The sequence below is a fragment of the Floricoccus penangensis genome (assembly GCF_001832885.1).
Classification (GTDB): domain Bacteria; phylum Bacillota; class Bacilli; order Lactobacillales; family Streptococcaceae; genus Floricoccus; species Floricoccus penangensis.
In genome coordinates this window covers 44,174-62,501 of sequence record NZ_MKIQ01000029.1, presented here as the reverse complement: position 1 = coordinate 62,501, position 18,328 = coordinate 44,174, and the positions used below count along the sequence as shown (strand labels likewise).

General features: G+C 32.7%; 18 protein-coding genes. 13 read left to right on the top strand and 5 right to left on the bottom strand.

Annotated features, from left to right (window positions below; translation table 11 throughout):
* Positions 1-28 precede the first annotated feature (28 nt).
* The 3 genes from BG262_RS08720 to BG262_RS08710 form a co-directional block, all read right to left on the bottom strand.
* Positions 29-994 (bottom strand): hypothetical protein, encoded by a 966-nt coding sequence (locus BG262_RS08720; protein WP_143602677.1) that lies wholly within the window; start codon positions 992-994, stop codon positions 29-31.
* Between the two features lie 194 nt (positions 995-1,188).
* Positions 1,189-1,767: a VanZ family protein gene (locus BG262_RS08715; protein WP_070788507.1), complete on the bottom strand. Its 579-nt coding sequence runs from the start codon at positions 1,765-1,767 to the stop codon at positions 1,189-1,191.
* Positions 1,768-1,849: 82 nt separating this feature from the next.
* The gene (locus BG262_RS08710; RefSeq protein WP_070788506.1) at positions 1,850-3,733 is read right to left on the bottom strand and encodes a heavy metal translocating P-type ATPase; all 1,884 of its coding nucleotides are present in this window, start codon (positions 3,731-3,733) and stop codon (positions 1,850-1,852) included.
* A gap of 230 nt (positions 3,734-3,963) precedes the next feature.
* Here BG262_RS08710 and BG262_RS08705 point away from each other — a divergent pair, with 230 nt between their 5' ends.
* The gene (locus BG262_RS08705) at positions 3,964-4,281 is read left to right on the top strand and encodes an ArsR/SmtB family transcription factor (protein ID WP_070788505.1); all 318 of its coding nucleotides are present in this window, start codon (positions 3,964-3,966) and stop codon (positions 4,279-4,281) included.
* Positions 4,282-4,301: 20 nt separating this feature from the next.
* On the opposite strand, the gene coaA is transcribed toward BG262_RS08705, so the two are convergent.
* Positions 4,302-5,222: a type I pantothenate kinase gene (coaA, locus tag BG262_RS08700; RefSeq protein WP_070788504.1), complete on the bottom strand. Its 921-nt coding sequence runs from the start codon at positions 5,220-5,222 to the stop codon at positions 4,302-4,304.
* A 96-nt stretch (positions 5,223-5,318) separates the two neighbouring features.
* Here coaA and BG262_RS08695 point away from each other — a divergent pair, with 96 nt between their 5' ends.
* The 12 genes from BG262_RS08695 to BG262_RS08640 all read left to right on the top strand — a co-directional run bounded on the left by BG262_RS08695 (position 5,319) and on the right by BG262_RS08640 (position 17,078).
* A complete protein-coding gene (locus BG262_RS08695; RefSeq protein ID WP_070788503.1) occupies positions 5,319-5,870 on the top strand; it encodes a GDSL-type esterase/lipase family protein in 552 nt (183 codons plus the stop codon).
* Positions 5,871-6,470 carry a class I SAM-dependent methyltransferase gene (locus tag BG262_RS08690; RefSeq protein WP_070788502.1) on the top strand — a complete coding sequence of 200 codons (600 nt, stop codon included), beginning with the start codon at positions 5,871-5,873 and terminating at the stop codon, positions 6,468-6,470. It begins immediately after the preceding gene.
* Positions 6,460-7,743, top strand: a complete 1,284-nt coding sequence (locus BG262_RS08685; RefSeq protein ID WP_070788501.1) for a pyrimidine-nucleoside phosphorylase — start codon at positions 6,460-6,462, stop codon at positions 7,741-7,743. The genes BG262_RS08690 and BG262_RS08685 overlap by 11 nt, the downstream gene beginning before the upstream one ends.
* 1 nt (position 7,744) lies before the next feature.
* The gene (deoC, locus tag BG262_RS08680) at positions 7,745-8,410 is read left to right on the top strand and encodes a deoxyribose-phosphate aldolase (protein ID WP_070788500.1); all 666 of its coding nucleotides are present in this window, start codon (positions 7,745-7,747) and stop codon (positions 8,408-8,410) included.
* On the top strand, positions 8,400-8,798 hold the full coding sequence (locus tag BG262_RS08675) for a cytidine deaminase (RefSeq protein WP_070788499.1): 399 nt from the start codon (positions 8,400-8,402) through the stop codon (positions 8,796-8,798). Before deoC ends, BG262_RS08675 begins: the two co-directional genes overlap by 11 nt.
* A gap of 194 nt (positions 8,799-8,992) precedes the next feature.
* Positions 8,993-9,973 (top strand): DNA/RNA non-specific endonuclease, encoded by a 981-nt coding sequence (locus tag BG262_RS08670; RefSeq protein WP_070788498.1) that lies wholly within the window; start codon positions 8,993-8,995, stop codon positions 9,971-9,973.
* Between the two features lie 152 nt (positions 9,974-10,125).
* The gene (locus BG262_RS08665) at positions 10,126-11,178 is read left to right on the top strand and encodes a BMP family lipoprotein (RefSeq protein ID WP_070788497.1); all 1,053 of its coding nucleotides are present in this window, start codon (positions 10,126-10,128) and stop codon (positions 11,176-11,178) included.
* A gap of 232 nt (positions 11,179-11,410) precedes the next feature.
* Positions 11,411-12,469, top strand: a complete 1,059-nt coding sequence (locus BG262_RS08660) for a BMP family lipoprotein (protein WP_070788496.1) — start codon at positions 11,411-11,413, stop codon at positions 12,467-12,469.
* A 162-nt stretch (positions 12,470-12,631) separates the two neighbouring features.
* A complete protein-coding gene (locus BG262_RS08655) occupies positions 12,632-14,155 on the top strand; it encodes an ABC transporter ATP-binding protein (RefSeq protein WP_070788495.1) in 1,524 nt (507 codons plus the stop codon).
* A 30-nt stretch (positions 14,156-14,185) separates the two neighbouring features.
* Positions 14,186-15,250: an ABC transporter permease gene (locus tag BG262_RS08650; protein ID WP_070788494.1), complete on the top strand. Its 1,065-nt coding sequence runs from the start codon at positions 14,186-14,188 to the stop codon at positions 15,248-15,250.
* Entirely contained in the window at positions 15,250-16,206 is a 957-nt protein-coding gene (locus tag BG262_RS08645) for an ABC transporter permease (protein WP_070788493.1), read from the top strand. The genes BG262_RS08650 and BG262_RS08645 overlap by 1 nt, the downstream gene beginning before the upstream one ends.
* Positions 16,207-16,298: 92 nt before the next feature.
* Positions 16,299-17,078: an aminoglycoside adenylyltransferase domain-containing protein gene (locus BG262_RS08640; protein ID WP_070788492.1), complete on the top strand. Its 780-nt coding sequence runs from the start codon at positions 16,299-16,301 to the stop codon at positions 17,076-17,078.
* 38 nt (positions 17,079-17,116) lie between these two features.
* Here BG262_RS08640 and BG262_RS08635 read toward each other — a convergent pair whose 3' ends face one another.
* On the bottom strand, positions 17,117-18,097 hold the full coding sequence (locus tag BG262_RS08635) for an L-lactate dehydrogenase (RefSeq protein WP_070788491.1): 981 nt from the start codon (positions 18,095-18,097) through the stop codon (positions 17,117-17,119).
* Positions 18,098-18,328: the final 231 nt, after the last annotated feature.

Genomic DNA, 18,328 nt, shown 5'->3' with positions numbered 1-18,328 from the left:
TAAGCCTCTAGAAAAATCTAGAAGCTTTTTATTTTCCGATTAATAGCACATTGGGGTAACTTATATCAAAATCTTTAAAGGAATATGATTTCTCTTTCATATCTTTACCACTTACTTCAAGAATTGAGTCCGACATCAAGAAGTAGTAGAACCCATCTTTTTGAGTAAAGAAAGGCGCTGAAAGTTCTTCGTCTGCTAATCTATATTTACCAAGTTCAATTTGATGTTGACTACCATCTTTTAATGAATATACAGTCCATACATCTTCAGGTACATAAAGTTCATAATGTTGGATTATCAAATTATCGTTTACTTCATCAGCATATATTTGCATGGGGTATGGATAATCTAGCTCAATTATATTTTCTTCCTTAGTTTCTATATCATAAACTATAATTGTATTTGATTCCTCATATTGTCCATTAGAACTTTTTCCTTTAAGATTCTGAGATATATATAGTTTGCCTTTTGAATATGCCATATTTGTATATGATGCAGCTTTATCAAAAGAAGAGGGATGTATTTCTTCAATAAAGTCTAAAGCTTTTGAATACTTATATATTATATGGTTATCAAGGATGTATAAAGAATCGTTTGAAGCGACCATTTGATTTGAATAAAGATTATTTTTATAATCACTACTTTTAATTTCCTTTAGATTATCATCAAGTTTTACAATTTTGTCATGAGTAGTATAGTAAAAATATTTATTATCACTTGTATATGTATTAATACTGAAATCTTTTGGTTTAGTAATATTTACTGCAAGTGAATTTTCAACTTTTGCAAGTTCAGCGCCTTCCTTTGCTCTATCAGAAGTTTTTGTGTAATAAGAATCTTTTATTTTAAGGAATGGATTTTTTTGTAAGGTATAATTTTTACTAAAAGGTTTAGTTTCTTTATCTTTTTCTAATTTATCACCAGAAATTTTGAATGAAATGCGTTTATCATAAGCAATAATACCAAAATCATATTCAGTATTTTTCAGCCCCATATCCTTGCTCTTTGGTAAAATTAATACAAGAATACTGAGAAAAATAATTATGATCAGAAAAGGTAGGAAACATTTTTTTATAATTTTCATTGTTTATTCTCCTATTTTTGTTAATTATATTATATGTTAAAAAATAGGCTATGTATATAAAAATAAAAACAAAAAAATCCTTGAATTAAGAAAGGATTTTTAATTTACCTGATATATGATTTTACTTTTTTACCTAATGGGCTCATAGCTATAAGAGCACCAATTATATATCCTAAGACATTTGTGATTATATCTCCAGTATCAAATATACCTAGGCTAAATACGTATTGGCAAATCTCAACAGCAGTTATAGAAAGTGTTACCAACAATAGATTCTTCCAGTTAAGTTTTACTATAAATCCAAGAGGAACGAGCATAAAGATATTAAGAATTGATACGATTTCTCCATACTCTATGTAAGTTAAAGTGTTAAATGGATCTAAATCAAAACCACGTACACCTATATTTTTCAAAAATAATGCGTAGAAGAGAAACATAAAATAGAAGATATAGAGAATTACAACAGTCCATTTTGGTATGTATTTTAGCAGGATGATTTGGATTATTGTATATAAAAGAAAGGCAAAGGCAATGATTATTAAAAGGTTTATCCATAAATCATTATCGGTTACAAATCTTGGTATTATGCGCATACTTAACTCGTAAATGTAGATGCGAAAAGCAACTAGACTAACTATTATACAAGCTAAAAAAATCAGTATATTTTTTAAAACTTTATTCATTTATTTTCCCATAATTATTTAATATTTTTGCCCATTATAACTTAATAATTAAAATTTATAAAAAAAGAACTCGAAGGGAGTCCTAATTTTTATAGTCTTTACGCATAATTCTTAGTGTATTCATGACAGCTAAGAAAGTAACACCAACGTCAGCAAAGACCGCTTGCCACATGCTTGCAATTCCAAAAGTTGAAAGAATCATAAATAATGTTTTTACACTCAGTGCAAAAATAATGTTTTGCATGATGATTTTTCTTGTATATCTTGAAATTTCAATCGAAGTAGGTATTTTTGAAGGTTGGTCTTGCATTATTACTATATCAGACGCTTCCACAGCTGCATCTGATCCAAGTCCACCCATTGATATACCGATATCAGCAAGTGTTAGTGCTGGAGTATCATTTATACCATCACCAGTAAAGGCAATTTTTTTCTTCTTAGAATGAGATTCAGCTTTTAGTTTTTCAAGAATTGCTACCTTATCTTCTGGAAGAAGATTTGCATATACTTGTGTAATTCCCAATTCCTTAGCGACTATGTCGGCAACAGCCTTATTATCCCCAGTAAGCATTACAAGATTTTGAATTCCCAAATCCTGAAGTCTTTGAATGGCTTTTTTAGCATCGGGTTTAATCTTATCAGATACTGTGATCATTCCTTGATATGTACCATCAATAGCTACATAAACTAAAGTTCCACTTGACGCTTTTTCATCAATCTCAAGACCTAAAGCCTTCATAGCTTTCATGTTCCCAACAGTTACATCACGACCGTCGACTTTAGCTTTTAGACCATGTCCTGCGACTTCCTCTACTGAAGAAAGAGTAAATTCAGTCAGGTCAGCTCTATTATATGAAAGTATTGATTTGGCAATTGGATGATTCGAATTTTGTTCAACAGCAGCAACTAGTGCTATGAAATCATCATCTGACATTTGAGATTGATTATCGATATTTGTTACTTCAAAAACCCCTTCTGTCAAAGTACCAGTCTTATCAAAAACAACTGTATCTAAGTCATTTAGTGCTTCAAGAAAATTACTTCCTTTGATAAGTACACCATTTTTAGATGCTGAACCAATTCCTGCAAAGAATCCAAGAGGTACTGATATAACTAATGCACATGGACAAGAGATAACAAGGAATGTTAATGCTCTACCAATCCATACTGAGCAAGATTGTCCAAAGAATAATGGAGGAATTACTGCAAGTAGAAGAGCTGCAAGAACTACAACTGGAGTATAGTAGTTAGCAAATTTACTAATGAATTTTTCAGTTGGTGCTTTAGAGTCGCTTGCATTTTGAACTAATTCAAGAATTTTTGCGACTGCAGAATCTTCGAAAACTTTTGTTGCTTTAACTTCAATAACACCTTCTTGGTTAACTGAACCACCAAGAACTTGATCACCATTCGTAACAGTTACAGGAACTGACTCGCCAGTAAGAGCAGCAGTATTAACGCTTGATGAACCAGAAATAACCACGCCATCTAGTGGGATTTTTTCCCCAGGTTTAACCATGATAATGTCATCAATTTTTACAACGCTAGGATCAACTGTTTGCCAATCATTGTTAACTTTTAAATGTGCAAACTCAGGTTTGGCTTCTAAAAGATTTGATATTGAGCGTTTTGAACGGTCAACAGCCATATCTTCAATAATATCTCCGATTTCATAAAGAACCATTACAGCAATCGCCTCAGGATATTCACCGATTAATAGTGCACCAATAGTAGCAATTGACATAAGAATATTTTCACTGAAGAAATTACCAGATTTAATGTTTTTCCAAGCCTTACGAAGCACTCTTTGAGCAGATACAAGATAGGCAATTAGGAAAATGATTGTACTAATTAGCGGTTGACTTCCTCTGAGGAACATGGCAATAATAGTTAATACCACACTGATAACGATTAAAGTGATTTTCTCCCTTGCTTCCTGGTCGAAATGTAAGTTAATTTTTTTCATTTATATATTCTCCATACATGATATTTATTTCATATGTAAATAATATCATATGTGTCATTTTTGTCAAGACAAAACTTATTCTTTTTAAGAAAAATAACATTCTTTAAGTTCTGTTCAACAAAATATTTTTCTTCTAACCCATAATTATGGTAGAATATATGGAAAACAAAAATTAATAATAGTCTAGATTAAGTTAAATTTAGCTAAAATAATAGACAAGGTGGTAGAACATGTCTGAAATAAAAAAAATCAATCAAGATGTTCTTGATGATGCTAATAAAATTTTTAAATTATTAGGTAATCCTGTAAGACTTCAAATTCTTTATATCCTTTCGCAGGAAAAATTAAATGTAGGAAATATTGCTGAAATTTTAGAACTTGAACAATCAGCAACCTCACATCAACTTTCGCTTTTGAAAGAAGCGCAATTAGTTACATCAGAGCGTGATGGAAAATCAATCTATTATCAATTAGATGATAACCATGTATCTCACATTATTGAAGATACCCTTAAACACGTGGAACATAGTCAAAAACATAAAGAATAAGACAGCCATGAGGTTGTCTTTTAATATTTCTTCAAATATATTTTATCAATGAAATGATTGTCACCTTTATGAATGATTACATCAGCACGATTTCTTGTTGGTTTTATATATTCCTCAAGGTTAACTAAATTAACATCACGCCAAGTATTTTTAGCAAGTGCAATCACATCTTCAAACTTCCACTTAGTAAATTGATAGTAGTAGTTTGACGGATCATCTTTTGCAAGAGCAAGTAAACTGTCAAAACGTTCAAGATACCATTTTTCAATATTTTCTTCGTCCGCATCTACGTAGATAGAAAAATCAAAGTAGTCACCAATATATAGCTGGTCGTTTTGAGGACTTTGGAAGACATTGATACCTTCAACGATTAAAATATCAGTATTATCAATAACAATTTTTTCGTCAGGAACAATATCATAAGATTCATGTGAATAAACAGGAGCTTCAGCAGTCTTTCCGCTTTTCACTTCATATAAAAAGTTTGTAAGTTTCTCCATATCATAAGATTCTGGAAACCCTTTGCGATGCATAATACCTTTTTCTTTCAATACATCATTAGGATATAAGAATCCATCAGTCGTAATAAGGTCTACCTTAGTATGCTTAAAAACACGACTAAGTAATGTTTGCATCAGTCGTGCAGTAGTGCTTTTCCCAACGGCCACGCTACCTGCAATACCAATGATGAGAGTTGGAGCTTTAGAAATTTTTTGCAGAAAAAGTCCCTTAGAAAAGCGCATGTCTTCAATATTCTTCTTATAGATACGAAAGAAATGAACAAGAGGCAGATAAACATCTGTTACATCTTGCATATTAATTTGGTCATTTAAAGAACGAATATTTTCAAGCTCTTCCTCAGTAAGGGGCGGAATGTTATTTCTATATAATTCTTGCCATTTTTCACGGCTAATTTCATCAAAATTTATTAGTTCATTCATAATACAAATATAATAACATAAAAAAGCGTTTGCAATCAAAAAATTGTGTTAGAATGTAATAGAATGCGTGTTTTATTTTTGTTTTTTGGAGGCAAGATGAAGAAGATATCAATATTTGGAGATTCAATTTCGACAGAACCTATCCTTAAGGCACTGGTGGAAAAGAAACTCAGTGATAGAAGTATAGATGCAAAAGTAGATATTTTCGCAGTTCCTGGTGAATCAAGTAAAGACGGTCTGGAAAGATTATACCAAGTTGTTCAAGGTGCTTATGATCTTAATATTGTATTCTTTGGAGCAAATGACGCAGCTCTCCATTATAATGTGAGCCCATCTGAATTTGTCGAAAATCTGCAAAGAATTGCTTCAACTCTAGGACAAGATAAAACATCGATAATTACTGTACCTTACTTAAATGAAAAACTAACAAGCAAGTACAGAAGTAATGAACAAGTCGCTAAATATGTAGAGGCAGAAATCAATGCCTTTAAGGATAGCCCAGTTAATATTATTAATTTAAATAAGGCTATGTGGGAAACAATAAATCCTGATAAATTTATAATTGATGATGGTCTACATTTCACTGAAGCAGGCTATCAATTATTAAGCGACTTAATTACTGAAAATATAAGAAAGAAGGTTGAGTAATTGGCTAAAATGTACTATGATGAAAATCCTGATGCGAAGCATGATATTCATCAACTTAATATCAAATTATTAGATATTCCTATGACATTTCTAACGGATAGTGGAGTATTCTCAAAAAAACAAATTGACTTTGGAAGCCGAGTTTTACTTGAAAACATTGAAATCGAAGCAGGACAAAGTATTTTGGATGTAGGTTGTGGATATGGACCAATCGGTCTTACTTTAGCTAAGAAATTTTCTGCTATTCCTACATTGATAGATGTTAATAATCGTGCTCTGGAACTTGCTCAAAAGAATGCCCTTCAAAACCAAGTCGATGCTAAGATTTATCAGTCAGATGTATATGACGGTTTACAAGATGATAAATTTGACCACGTGATTAGTAACCCACCGATTCGTGCAGGAAAATCTGTGGTTCACTCTATTATCACTGGAGCCTATGACCATCTTAATGATGGAGGTGACCTTACTATTGTTATCCAGAAGAAGCAGGGTGCACCGAGTGCTAAATCACGCATGGAAGAAACTTTCGGAAATGTTGAGATTGTGACTAAGGATAAGGGATATTATATTTTAAGGAGTGTAAAAGATGACTTATAGAATGGTTGACCTAATTCAAAAAAAACGTGATGGGTTAGAGTTAGATAAAGAGGAAATTTACTGGATTGTGAATGGCTACGCAGCTGGAACAGTTCCAGATTATCAAATGTCAGCTTTTGCTATGGCTTTGTATTTCCAAGGAATGACTACTGATGAAACAACAAACTTAACAATGGCTATGGTTGGCACTGGTAAGCAAGTTGATTTATCTTCTATTAAAGGTATCAAGGTAGATAAACATTCAACAGGCGGTGTAGGAGACAAGGTTTCTATTATTTTGGCACCTTTAGTTGCATCATTTGATGTACCAGTTGCAAAAATGAGTGGTCGTGGTTTAGGACACACAGGTGGTACAATTGATAAGCTTGAGTCTGTCACAAACTTCAATACTGAACTGACCGAAGAAAAGTTTATCCAACAAGTACAAGATCTTGATTTAGCAATAATCTCTCAAACTGATGACCTTGTTAAAGCAGATAAACTTCTTTATGCCTTACGCGATGTGACGGCAACCGTTGATATTATCCCTCTAATTGCAAGTTCAATTATGAGCAAGAAAATAGCTGCGGGGGCTGATGCGATTCTTTTAGATGTTACAGTTGGCGAAGGTGCGTTTATGAAGACGATTGAAGATGCGCGTGTGTTAGCATCTACTATGGTTGAGCTTGGAAAAGCTGTTGGGCGTGATACAATAGCAGTATTGACCGACATGCAACAACCACTAGGTATGACAATCGGAAATAAACTCGAAATCATTGAATCAATTCAAGTTATGCAGGGTAAAGGTTCGGAAGAATTAACTGAATTTATCTGCCATTTAGCTAAAATTATGCTAAGCCTAGCTGGTCTTGAAAAAACTGAGGCAGAAATTCGAGAAAATCTTGTATCAGGAGCTGCGCTTAAAAAGTTTGAAGAGCTAGTGGCTGCGCAAGGTGGTGTTGTTGAAAATATTTATGAAATAAATCCAACTAAACACTCATACGAATTTAAGGCTGATTTATCTGGCTATATTGAAACATTACCAGCAGATAAGTTGGGAATCCTTGCAATGAAAGCAGGAGCAGGTCGAGCTACAAAATCAGACAAGATTGATTTTGATGCAGGTATTGTTCTTAATAAAAAAATTGGTGACCAAGTAGAAGAAGGAGAAACAATCTTCACTATCTACTATAATAACGATCTTGCGGCTTCTGAAATTGAAGAATTGAAAAATCATATAAATATAGGAAATCAAAAGAAAGAAATAAAAGAAATTTTGGAGATAATTAAATAAAATGACTAAATTAAATAAATATATCGATCATACAATCCTTAAAGCTGATGCTACTAAAGAAAAAGTTGACCAAATCATTGATGAAGCAAAAAAATATGATTTTATGAGTGTATGTATCAATCCAACTTGGGTTGAGTATGCTGCACAAGAATTAAAAGATTCTGATGTAAAAGTTTGTACAGTTATCGGTTTTCCTTTAGGTGCAAATACTCCTGAATTAAAAGGATTTGAAGTGAAAGATGCAGTAGCAAACGGTGCTGACGAAGTAGATATGGTTATTAACATTGGTGCCTTAAAATCTGGTAATTTAGATTTAGTTGAGCGTGATATTAAAGCTGTTGTGGATGCAAGTGGGGAAGCCTTAACAAAAGTAATCATTGAAACTTGTCTATTAACTGATGAAGAAAAAGTTACAGTATGCGAAATCGCTAAAAAAGTTGGAGCAGATTTTGTAAAAACATCAACTGGATTCTCAACAGGTGGAGCTACAGTAGAAGATATAGCTTTAATGCGTAAAACTGTTGGTCCAGATATGGGAGTAAAAGCAAGTGGTGGAATATATTCAGAAGCTGATGCACAAGCAATGATTGAAGCGGGTGCAACTCGTATCGGAACAAGTGCTGGAGTAGCGATAATGGAAGGTGAAAAAGCTAAAGATGGATATTAAAAAGCTTCAAGATGCTGCTGTTAATGCAAGTAAAACAGCATATGTTCCTTATTCAGATTTTCAAGTGGGAGCAGCATTACTTACAATTGATGGAAAAATATTTGAAGGTTGTAATATTGAAAATGCATCTTTTGGATTGACAAATTGTGCTGAAAGAACAGCAATCTTTAAGGCAATTAGTGATGGCGAAGAAAAAGGTGATTTTGTTGCTCTTGCAGTATACGGTGAAAAAGCCGTAAAACCTATTTCACCATGCGGAGCATGTCGACAAGTCATGGCAGAATTCTTTGATAAGGATTTACCGGTTTACTTGATTTCTAAACATTTAGAAGTAAAGAAAACAACTGTCGAGGAACTTCTTCCTTATCAATTTGATGAACTGAATTGATATTTTTCACTCCGTAATTGTTTAAAATGTAAAAAAATTCCAATAAAAAATTCTACCTGGCAGCTTACTTGGTAGGATTTTTTATATTTTAAATAATCTTTTAAATATTAATTGTAATTTCCCTACTAGCTGCAACAATTGTATTTTAATGTGGTACAATTAATAATAGAAGATAATTGTAGAGGAGTTTTTTTATGGGAAGTGAAAGATATTCTAGAGATTTAAAACCTAATAAATATGCTATTGAAAGAACTTACCAGGACTTTCCAGACTTAGAAAAATTACTTAATGATTCAGAAAAAAAAGAAGGTGGATATTATATATTAAACAAAGGTAAATGGTTTGAAGGTATCAAGTTACCATCTTTTCTTAATGATTCAGAAAAAAAAGAAGGTAGATATTATATATTAAACGAAGGTAAATGGTTTGAAGTTACCAAGTTACCATCTTTTCTTAATAATTCAGAAAAAAAAGAAGGTGGATATTATATATTAAACGAAGGTAAATGGTTTGAAGTTACCAAATTACCATCTTTTTTTGATTTTGAAATAGAAAATGATTCAAATAACAGTCTATATTTAAAAAGAAACAAAGTTTTAAAGCAAATAAATGTTAAATTACAAAAAAGCATATTTAGAATAAAAATTAAAAGAGACGCGGATAACATAGTGATAGATGATAAAAGTAATATAAATTGGAGAAAAAATCCTAAGTCTGTTTATGGTCTTAATAATATTCCGAACGATGAAAAAAATTTTTTTCATAAAGGACACATCATCGGCGACTTGCTTATTAGCTATACTGACAATTTTGATTATTATAAATGGGAAAACTATGTAATGATAACAGAATGGTGTAATTGCGCTGAAACATTTAATGAAAATAAAAAAGCTTGTGGAATGAAATTTTTTGAAAAAATAATAAAAGATTCTTTAGATGATGGAGCTAGAATAGACTATAGAGTAACACCAGTATTCAATAAAAAGGGTAGTGGATATGAGGTACTTCCAAGGGGCATTATTTTAGAAGCCAAAATTATCAATAACAAAACTTTCTTTGCTCCTGTAGAAAGCGAGTTAAATAATAAAAAGACATTTAACGTTTTTATTCCAAATGCTCAATCTAATTTGAAAATCAACTACTCTAATGGAATAATTTATCAATCAATTAATTAAATTATGAACTTTCGTATAAATAATGGAATGAAATTAACAATTTTCATCAAATACTCTTATTTGTTATTGTCATTTAACAACATCTATAATATAATGGACGATTGTAAGCATAATTATGCGTATAGAATCAAATAAAGGTGGTTTATTATTAAATGAACAAAAAAGTTTTAGGTTTCGGACTTTCAGCAGTTGCTGTATTATCACTTGCAGCTTGTGGTTCTCGCGACAGGTCTTCTAATGAGAAAAAAGGTGATACAGATCTTAAAGTAGCAATGGTTTCAGATACTGGCGGTATTGATGACCGTTCATTCAACCAATCTGCATGGGAAGGCTTACAAGCTTGGGGTAAAGAACATGGATTATCGAAAGATAATGGTTATACTTACTTCCAATCAAATACTGAGTCTGAGTTTGCTAATAATTTTGAGCAAGCAGTTTCAAGTGGCTATAATTTAGTTTTTGGTATTGGATATAAACTTACAGATGCTTTAACTGAAGCAGCTAATAATAATAAAGATACAAAATTTGTTATTATTGATAATGTGGTTGATGGAAAAGATAATGTTGCAAGTGCAACTTTTGCTGACCAAGAAGGAGCATATCTTGCGGGTGTTGCTGCAGCAATATCTACTAAAACAAATAAAATCGGATTTATAGGTGGAGTTGAGAACGTTGTAATTAAACGTTTTGAGGCTGGATATGTAGCCGGAGCTAAATCAGTAAATAAAGATATTGAAGTGAAAGTTGACTATGCTGCAAGCTTCTCTGATGCTGCCAAAGGGAAAACAATTGCAAGTGCACAGTATGCAACAGGGACAGACGTAATCTTCCAAGCCGCAGGTGGTGTAGGTAACGGTGTTTTCTCTGCTGCCAAAGCTGAAAATGAAAACAAAAATGAAGCTGATAAAGTTTGGGTTATCGGTGTAGACCGCGACCAAAAAGACGAAGGAAATTACAAGTCTAAAGATGGAAAAGATTCTAACTTTGTACTTGGTTCTACAATTAAAAAAGTTGGACAAGTTCTTCAAATTGTAAGTGATGAAACTGTAGATGGTAAATTCCCAGGTGGTAAACATACTGCTTATGGAATTAAAGATGGTTCAGTTGATTTTGCTGAAACTAGCCTAAGCGATGATGCTAAAGCTGCAGTAGCTGATGCACGCACTCAAATAAAAGATGAAAAAATAACAGTTCCAGAAAAATAAGATTATAAATAAACCCTTGATGTTACAGTATTTAAGGGTTTTATTGTACAAAAAAATCAAATTAATAAATTTTTAATGTTCGGTTTTTGGAGATATGCAAGCACTTACAGTGTTTTTAAGTTTAAGATTATATTGAAAATATGACCTAAATATATTATAATTTGTATGAAAAGTGATTACATAAGTAATTATCTCAACCAAAAAATAGAAAAAATGGAGGCTTCATTTTATTATGAACAAACGTGTTTTAAGTACTGGACTTGCAACAGTTGCTGTATTGTCACTTGCGGCTTGTGGTTCTCGTGATACTAAAGATTCAGGTAGCAAATCTGAAGGGAAAACTGATCTTAAAGTTGCAATGGTAACTGATACTGGTGGTGTAGATGACCGTTCATTTAACCAATCAGCTTGGGAAGGTATGCAAGCTTGGGGTAAAGAACATGATTTGAGCAAAGACAAAGGCTATACTTACTTCCAATCAACAACAGAAGCGGATTTCTCAAATAACTTTAATGAAGCTGTTTCAAATGGATATGGTTTAATCTTTGGTGTTGGATACAAGCTTACTAAAGCTGTTTCAGATGCTGCAGATGATAATAAAGACACTAAATTTGTATTAATTGATGATGTTATCGAAGGTAAGGATAATGTTACAAGTGCGACTTTTGCAGATAATGAAGGTGCATATCTAGCAGGTGTTGCTGCTGCTAAGACAACAAAAACTAATAAAGTTGGATTTATTGGTGGTGTTGAAGGAACTGTAATCACACGTTTTGAAAAAGGTTTCGTAGCCGGCGTTAAATCAGTAAATAAAGATATAGATATTAAAATTGATTATGCTGCAAGCTTCTCAGATGCAGCTAAAGGTAAAACAATTGCAGCTGCTCAATACGCAAGTGGAATCGATGTAATTTATCAAGCTGCTGGTGGTGTAGGTAACGGAGTATTCTCTGCAGCAAAAGCTGAAAATGAAAGCAAAAATGAAGCAGATAAAGTTTGGGTTATTGGTGTAGACCGTGACCAAAAGGATGAAGGAAACTACAAATCAAAAGACGGCAAAGACTCTAACTTTGTACTTGGTTCAACAATTAAAGGTGTTGGTACTGTAGTTAAAAACATAAGTGATGAAACTCTTAAAGGTAACTTCCCTGGTGGAAAACACGAAGTATTTGGTATCAAAGATGGTTCAGTTGATTTTGCTGAAACTAACTTAAATGATGATGCTAAAAAAGCTGTTGATTCTGCTCGTACAGAAATCAAAGATGGAAAAGTAGAAGTACCTGAAAAATAATTATATTAATTAAAATGAATTCAAAAACGAGAGCTCTTCTCTCGTTTTTTTAAATTTATAGTGATTACAAACATAAGGATTTTTGATATAATCAATGGTATATATGTTATTCAATATGAACTTATTTTATTTATTTAGGAAAAATTATGAGGACAAAAATTAATGACTGAAAATGTTATTGAAATGCGAAATGTCACTAAGGTATTTGGCAACTTTGTTGCAAATGATAATATCAATTTGACACTTCGTAAAGGAGAAATTCATGCCCTTCTAGGTGAAAATGGTGCTGGTAAATCAACATTAATGAATATATTAGCTGGACTTTTGGAACCTACAAGTGGTGAAATATTAATAAATGGTAAAGTCGAGAAGATTGACTCTCCTTCAAAGGCTACGAAACTTGGAATTGGTATGGTTCACCAACATTTTATGTTAATCGATGCTTTCACGGTTACTGAAAATATCATACTTGGTGATGAGATTACTAAAGGATTAGTTTTAGACACAAAAGATGCTGCAAAAGAAATAGAAGCGCTTTCTAAACGCTACGGTTTACAAGTGACTCCTAGTGCCTATATTAAAGATATAGGAGTTGGACAACAACAGAGAGTTGAAATTATCAAAACTTTGTATCGTAAAGCTGATATAATCATCTTTGATGAACCAACTGCTGTACTTACTCCTGCAGAAATCTCTGAATTAATGCAAATTATGAAAGAGCTTGCTAAAGAAGGCAAATCAATTATTTTAATTACTCATAAGCTTGATGAAATTCGTGAAGTTGCTGATCGTGTAACTGTAATTCGTCGTGGTAAAGTGATTGATACTGTTAGCGTTGAAGGTAGAAGTAATAAAGAACTCGCTGAAATGATGGTAGGGCACAGTGTTTCATTCAAAACTGAGAAAAAACCTGCTAATCCTAAAGAAGTTGTTCTTGAAATTGACTCATTGGTTGTTAATGAAAGTCGTGGTGTACCAGCAGTCAATGATTTAAGCTTACAAGTAAGAGATGGTGAAATTGTTGGTATAGCAGGTATTGATGGTAATGGTCAAAGTGAACTGATTCAAGCAATTACTGGATTACGTAAGGTTGAAAGTGGAGTTGTTAAAATTAAAGGTCAAGATGCAACAAATCTTAGTCCACGAAAAATTACTGAAATGGCAGTTGGTCACGTTCCAGAAGATAGACATCGTGATGGACTAGTACTAGACATGACATTGGCCGAAAATATAGCCCTTCAAACTTATTATAAAGAACCACTTAGTAAAAATGGTATTTTAAATTATAGTAATATAAATTCACATGCAAGAAAACTTATTGAAGAATTTGATGTCCGTACTGCAAGTGAAGTTGTACCAGCTAAAGCATTATCTGGTGGTAATCAGCAAAAAGCAATCATTGCACGTGAAATAGATTTAAATCCAGATTTATTAATTGTAAGTCAACCAACACGTGGACTCGATGTTGGAGCAATTGAATATATCCATAAGCGTTTAATTCAAGCTCGTGACGAAGGAAAAGCAGTACTTGTCGTTAGCTACGAACTGGATGAAATACTAAATGTTTCTGATAGAATTGCTGTAATTCATAGTGGTAAAATTCAAGGAATTGTAACCCCAGAGGATACTGATAAACAAGAACTTGGTATTCTAATGGTAGGTGGGAAAGGAGGAGAGGCTAAGTAATATCTCTTCCGAGATTTAGCCTAAATAATTATGAAATCATTAGATTTAAAGAAAATCTTAGTACCTGTTTTAGCTGTATTGTTTGGTTTTGCATTTGGAGCAATCATCATGCTAATATTTGGATACAATCCTATATGGGGATATGAAGATTTATTAAACTCAGCATTTGGATCAACACGAAGTATAGGTGAAGTGTTTAGAACCATGGGGCCTTTAATTTTGACTGCACTTAGTTTTGCAGTAGCAAGTCAAGCAGGACTCTTTAATATTGGTATGAGTGGACAAGCTTTATGTGGATGGGTAGCAAGTATTTGGTTCGCTCTATCATTCCCTGATATTCCAAGACTCTTTATGATTCCTTTACTAGTAATAGTTGGTATGATTGCTGGAGCCCTTTCAGCAGCTATTCCAGGTATTCTTAAAGCTTACTTAGGAACAAGTGAAGTTATCGTAACCATCATGCTAAACTATGTTTATCTATTTATTTCAACATACCTTATTCATTATATTTTTAAACCAAAAATACTTGCTGAAAAAGATTCAACTATTCAAGTTAGTAAAAATGCAACATTTAGAACTAGTTGGTTATCATCTTTAACAAATAACTCTCGTTTAAATATAGGTATCTTTATTGCAATTATTGCTATAATAGTTATTTACATTTTAATTACTAAGACAACACTTGGGTTTGAGATTCGTTCAGTTGGTTTGAACCCATATGCAAGTGAATATGCTGGTATGTCAAGCAAACGAATCGTAGTTAGTTCTATGCTTATTGCAGGGGCACTATCTGGTTTAGGTGGAGCTGTTGAAGGTTTAGGAACTTTCCAAAACTTCTTCGTCCAACCAACTAGCCTATCAATTGGTTTTGATGGAATGGCTGTAGCCCTCTTGGGTCAAAATAGTCCACTTGGGATCCTCTTCTCTTCATTCTTATTCTCAATACTTAAGGTAGGAGCACCAGGAATGAACAAGACAGGTATTCCTCCTGAAATCGTAAGTGTAGTAATTGCAAGTATCATCTTTTTCGTTGGAATTAAGTATGTTATTGAAAAAATTGTACCAGACTTCAAGAAAAAAGGAGGTAAAGCATAATGAATTTAATTACAATGTTACAATTATTAGCATCTTCAATGCTCATATATGCAACTCCTTTAATTTTTACAAGTTTAGGCGGTACATTTTCTGAACGTGGTGGTGTAGTAAACGTTGGGCTTGAAGGAATAATGGTAATGGGAGCTTTTTCTTCAATTGTTTTCAATTTGACTTATGCATCTCAATTTGGTAAAGCTACACCTTGGATAGCATGTATTGTAGGTGGAGTAGTAGGTCTGCTATTTTCATTAATACATGCTGTAGCGTGTATTTCACTTCGTGCTAATCAAATCATTTCTGGAACAGTAATCAATTTAATGGCTCCAGCACTATCTGTTTTCCTTACAAAAATACTTTATGGAAAAGGACAGACAGATAATATTACTCAAAGTTTTGGATATTTTGATTTTCCAATATTATCTAAAATTCCTGTTATTGGTCCAATATTTTTCCAAAAAACATCTTTAATAGGTTATGTATCAATCTTAGTTTCATTTATAGCATGGTTTATACTATTCAAAACCCGCTTTGGGCTACGTTTACGTAGTGTAGGTGAAAATCCACAAGCGGCTGATACGTTAGGAATTAATGTTTATAAAATGCGATATGCTGGCGTTTTAATATCAGGTCTTCTTGGTGGAATAGGTGGAGCAGTATTTGCCCAATCAATATCTGTAAACTTTAGTGGTACAACTATTGCTGGACAAGGATTCATAGCTATGGCGGCAATGATCTTCGGTAAGTGGAATCCAATAGGAGCTATGCTTGCAAGTCTATTCTTCGGATTATCTCAAAGTTTATCAGTAATCGGAAGTCAACTTCCATTGTTCTCAAATATTCCAATTGTTTACTTACAAATCGCACCTTATGTACTAACGATAGTAGTGTTAGCATTATTCTTAGGTCGTTCTACGGGGCCAAAAGCAAATGGTATCAATTATATTAAATCAAAATAAAAAAGTTTTTGATAAATATGTTAGCAGTGCAAAATTGCACTGCTTTTTTCTATCTAAATGTTATAATGATAAAAAAAACTAAGGGAAATTATATGAATTTAGATATAAATACTAACAATTTACTAGAAAATATCGTTATTTCATCGAAAAAAATATTAAAAGAAAATCTTCTTGGTATATATTTACATGGTTCTACAGTACTTGGTTCTTTCAATCCGTTAATCAGTGATCTTGATTATATAATTGTAGTTAATAAAAAATTATCAATTTCTGATAAAGAGAAAATAATGCAAGATGTAATTGAAAAGCTTTTGCCTCTTGCACCTAAAAAAGGTCTGGAATTTCATATTTTACTTGCTGAAGATTGTAGAAAAATAATTGAAGAAGGGATGGAATTTGACTTTCATTTTTCTGATTACCATTTAGAGAATTATTTAAATAATCCTTTGAAATATATTGAAGAAATGCATGGAGTGGATGAGGATTTACCTGTTCATATTGCAGTAATTAATCAAAGTGGAAAAGCATTATATGGTCCGAATCCCAAAGAAATTTTTTCAATAGTGTCTAAAGACATTTACTGGAATTCAGTTTTGAATGATATATCTGATGCTACGGTTTCGATTATTTCTACACCAACATATACAATTTTAAACCTTTGTCGGAGTCTGGCATTTAGGAAAACTGGCACAATATTATCTAAAGTAGATGGCGGTAACTGGGTTTTAAAGAATATTACTAGCATCAATTACGAGTTTAAATCATTAATTTTATCAGCTATCAATGAATATGAAGGTCAAGAAATAGACTATAGTGACGAAAGGCTTGTGCTATTTGCGAGTTATATGCAAGATCAATTAAATTTACAATAAAAAAACTTCCCCAATGGAGAAGTTTTTATTTTAAAAAATTAGTTTTTAACTGCAGAAGCAAATTCTTCTTTGCTAAATGCTTCATCAATAATTGCTTGAAGTTGTTTAGCAGAAGCTTCCATTTTTTGTCTTTCGCTATCGTTAAGTGGGATATTAACTGGACGAACTACACCATGAGCACCAACTACAGCTGGTTGGCCAAGATAAATTCCTTCAACACCGTATTGACCATCTTGGAATACAGAAAGTGGAAGTACAGAATTTTGGTCCTCAAGGATTGCTTGAGTAATACGAGCTAGGGCAACAGCGATACCGTAGAAAGTAGCACCTTTCTTTTCGATGATTGAATAAGCTGCATCACGAACTGAGATGAATAAATCAACTAAACCTTGTTCGTCGATTCCTTTGTTATCTTGTAACCATTGTTCTAATTTAACACCAGCAACGTTTGCATGAGACCAAACTGCAAATTCTGAATCTCCGTGTTCACCCATGATGTATGCGTGTACGCTACGTGCATCAACACCAACTTTTTCAGCAAGTGCTTGACGGAAACGTGCTGAGTCAAGTGAAGTACCTGAACCGATAACTTTTTCTTTAGGGAATCCTGAGAATTTCCAAGTAGAGTAAGTTAAGATATCAACTGGATTAGCAGCTACTAAGAAAATACCATCGAATCCACTTTCAACGATTTTTGTAACAACATCTTTGTTGATACGTAGATTTTTTTCAACTAGGTCAAGACGAGTTTCACCTGGTTTTTGAGGAGCACCAGCAGTAAGAACTACTAAGTCAGCATCATGTGCATCAGAATAATCAGCTGAGTAGATTTTTTTAGGTGAAGTGAAAGCTAATGCGTGGCTTAAGTCTTCAGCATCTCCTTCAGTTCTTTCTTTGAAAATATCAACAATACCAAGTTCTTGAGCAATTCCTTGATTTACAAGAGCAAATGCGTATGATGAACCTACAGCTCCATCACCAACAAGAATTACTTTTTTGTGTTGTTTACCATCAGTCATTTTATAATCTCCTCTATAAATTAATATGTATGGTCAAATGACCATCAAACATGTTAATTATAACACTTCCGACTTTTTTTGTCATTTAAAATTTGGCATATTCTGTGAATATTTTCAGTAACTTTCAGTGAAAGTTTCACTATTTGTGCTTTTCTGTACTAATCAAATTTAGAAGTATTGCAACAAAAAATCCGGTAGTAATTACCAGATCTTTTGATATATTTTTTTACA